Annotated in this window: 3 protein-coding genes and 1 pseudogene; 1 reads left to right on the forward strand and 3 read right to left on the reverse strand. The window is 72.0% G+C overall.

Annotated features, from left to right (window positions below; all coding sequences use genetic code 11):
* Together VR44_RS47660 and VR44_RS47665 are read right to left on the reverse strand one after the other, a co-directional pair.
* Positions 1–383, reverse strand: a 383-nt coding sequence (locus tag VR44_RS47660) for a 4'-phosphopantetheinyl transferase family protein (RefSeq protein ID WP_245692399.1), incomplete at its 3' end; no start/stop codon positions are given.
* Between the two features lie 21 nt (positions 384–404).
* Positions 405–629: pseudogene (locus VR44_RS47665) on the reverse strand (4'-phosphopantetheinyl transferase); the annotation flags it as partial.
* 131 nt (positions 630–760) lie between these two features.
* On the opposite strand from VR44_RS47665, the gene VR44_RS28945 reads away from it, so the two are divergent.
* Positions 761–2,116, forward strand: a complete 1,356-nt coding sequence (locus VR44_RS28945; protein WP_094191977.1) for a cytochrome P450 — start codon at positions 761–763, stop codon at positions 2,114–2,116.
* Between the two features lie 76 nt (positions 2,117–2,192).
* Here VR44_RS28945 and VR44_RS28950 read toward each other — a convergent pair.
* Positions 2,193–2,803, reverse strand: a 611-nt coding sequence (locus VR44_RS28950) for an AMP-binding protein (RefSeq protein WP_157880429.1), incomplete at its 5' end; no start/stop codon positions are given.

Genomic DNA, 2,803 nt, shown 5'->3' on the forward strand with positions numbered 1-2,803 from the left:
AGCAGGTGCTTGGCGGCCGCCCAGCGTCCCTCGTAGACGAGGGGCGCGGGCGGCTGCTCCCCCGTCGCTTCCACCATGGCGGCACGGAACGTCCCGCCGGCCGGATCGAATGTGACCGAGGCGTCCTGGAAGCCGAGCCGGCGCCGCGTCATCGGGAACCACGCCTTGTACACGGCCTCTTTCGCGCAGAACAGCAGCCGGTCCCAGTGCACTTGGGGGAAGTCGGCGGCGAGGGCCGCCAGCGCCTCCCGCTCCTCGGGGCGGGTGACCGCCCCCAGTGTCCGTCCGGGCAGCGCCGCGTGGGGTTCGGCGTCGATCCCCACGGCCCGCACGTGGCCGGCGAGTGCGACGGCCGCCGCCCGGTACCCGGCGCTGTGCGTCATGCTGCCGACCACTCCGTGCGGCCACACGGGTGCCCCGCGCTCACCGGGCAGTACCGGCACGGGTGGTACGCCGATGTCCGCGAGGGCCCTTCGGGCGCAGTGCCGGACCGTCGTGAACTCCCGTCGGCGCCCTTCGTGACGCGCTGTCCCGAGTGCCTCCAATTCCTCGGGAAGAAGCGTGGATTCGGGTACGTCGGCAAAGCTCTCGGCGCATGCCACGGCGGTCGGAAGGATGAGTTCGAGCACTTCAGGACCCTAGCGACCGGAACCGTTCTTCCGCCATTCCTGCGGGTCGTTGCGGCTGCTAGCGTGAGTCGGGACCGGCAATTGCACGCGAAAGAGACACAGAAGTTCTTTCACCGAGGGGGATTTCCGCAATGACCAGCGGTATCGATGATCGGCCGACCTCCATATCGGCGCCCGTCACCGGCATCACAAAACGTCCGCCCGGTCTGCGGCTGCCCGCGGTGGTCCAGACCCTGTTGTTCGCCCAGTACCGCCACCGGCTGTTCCCGTTGCTGAAGCGACGGCACGGGGACGTCTTCACCCTCCGGCTCACGACGCCGACCCGCCACCTGGTGATCCTCACCAAGCAGGAGGACATCAAGACGGTCTTCGGCGGTCCGGTGGAGGTCCTGCACGCGGGCGAGGGCAACGCGATCATGGGACCGGCCCTCGGTGACCACTCCGTGCTCCTCACCGACGAGGCCGAGCACCGCAGGTCCCGCCGGCTGCTGATGCCCGCGTTCACCGGTGCGGCGCTGGCCGGCTACCAGGAGCTGGTCGGCGAACTGACCAGGGCGGAGGTGGACGGCTGGCCCGAGGGGACCGTGTTCAGCTCCCACGAGCGGATGCAGGCCCTGACCCTGGAGGTGATCCTCCAGGTGGTGTTCGGGGTGACCGACGAGGCCCGGCTGAAGCGCATGCGCCCGCTCGTGCGCGGCATCGCCGACATCGGCCCCGTCACCCTGCTCGGACTCCCCTACCCGCTCCTGCAGCGCTTCGGACCGTGGCGCCGCCACATCGGCCTCCAGCGGGGGCTCGACAAACTGCTGTACGCCGAGATCTCCGACCGGCGCCGCGCCCCGGACCTGCACAGCCGGACCGACGTGCTGTCGCGCCTGCTCCAGGCCGCGGAGAACGAGGAGGGCGGCGGGTTCAGCGACGCGGAGCTGCGCGACCAGCTGATCACCCTGCTCCTCGCGGGGCACGAGACCACGGCCACGGGTCTGGCCTGGGCGCTGCACGAACTGGTCCGCCAGCCGGAGCAGTTGAAGCGGGCGCAGCAAGCCGCGGACGAGGGCGACGACGCGTACCTCACGGCCGTCGCCAAGGAGGCGCTGCGGCTCAAGCCGGTGGTGTACGAGGTGGCCAGGCAGCTGACGAAGCCGCTCACGGTCGGCGGCTACCGGCTGCCGGCCGGCGCCACGGTGATGCCCGCGATCGGTCTGGTGCAGTCGGACCCGGCCTACCACCACCAGCCGGACGAGTTCCGCCCCGAGCGCTTCCTCCACGGCCAGCCGCCGGCCCACACCTGGATCCCGTTCGGCGGGGGCGCCCGCCGGTGCATCGGCGCCGGTTTCGCGCTGCTCGAAGCGACCGTGGCCCTGCGCGAGGTGCTCGTGCGGTACGAGATCCGGCCCGACCGGGCCGCCCCGGAGGAGCAGAAGGCGCACCACGTCACCCTGATCCCGTCCCGGGGTGCGCGGCTCGTGGTGCGCCGTCGCCGCTGACCCCGGCGAAGCGCCGGAACGCCGGTCGTGGCCGCCCCGTCCGGGGCGGCCGCGATCGGCGTCAGTGGCGGGGGGATCAGCGGGCGAGTTCCGCCAGCACCGGCAGCTTCCCCGTCAGGTAGCGCTCCCGGGTCAGGGCGCGCTGGACCTTGCCGGAGGAGGTGCGCGGTATCGCGCCCTTGTCGAGGGCCACCACCTTGTCGGGGGCGTGACCGAGGTGTTCGCGCAGCCGCTTCATCACCAGGGCCGCCAGCTCCGCGTGGTTCTCGAAGCCCTTGGCGGTCTCGAAGGCCACGATCATCCGCTCGGTGTCCGGCACCGCGAAGGCCGCGCAGACCGGCCGTACGCCCTCCACCTTGGCGGCCACGTGCTCGTAGTCCTCGGGGTACAGGTTGCGGCCCGAGACGATGATCATGTCCTTGACGCGGCCGCAGACCACCAGACCCCCGTCCTCGGTCCGGTAGCCGAGGTCACCGGTGCGCAGCCAGCCGTCGCGCAGGACGGTCGCGGTCGCCTCGGGGTCCTCCCAGTAGCCCTGCATCAAGGAGGGGCTGTTCACCCAGATCTCGCCGACCCGCCGCTCCTCCAGCGGCGTGCCGTCCTCCTGCCTGATCTCGATCCGGACTCCGGGCACCGGGGGGCCGCAGACCGCCAGCGCGCGGGCGTCGGGGGCGTCGGCGGGCACGG

It is taken from the genome of Streptomyces katrae (assembly GCF_000966975.1).
Lineage (GTDB): Bacteria > Actinomycetota > Actinomycetes > Streptomycetales > Streptomycetaceae > Streptomyces > Streptomyces katrae.

Bases quoted from the DNA above. Each gene is read 5' to 3' on its own strand.
- VR44_RS28945 (WP_094191977.1), top strand. From the start codon at position 761: ATGACCAGCGGTATCGATGATCGGCCGACCTCCATATCGGCGCCCGTC.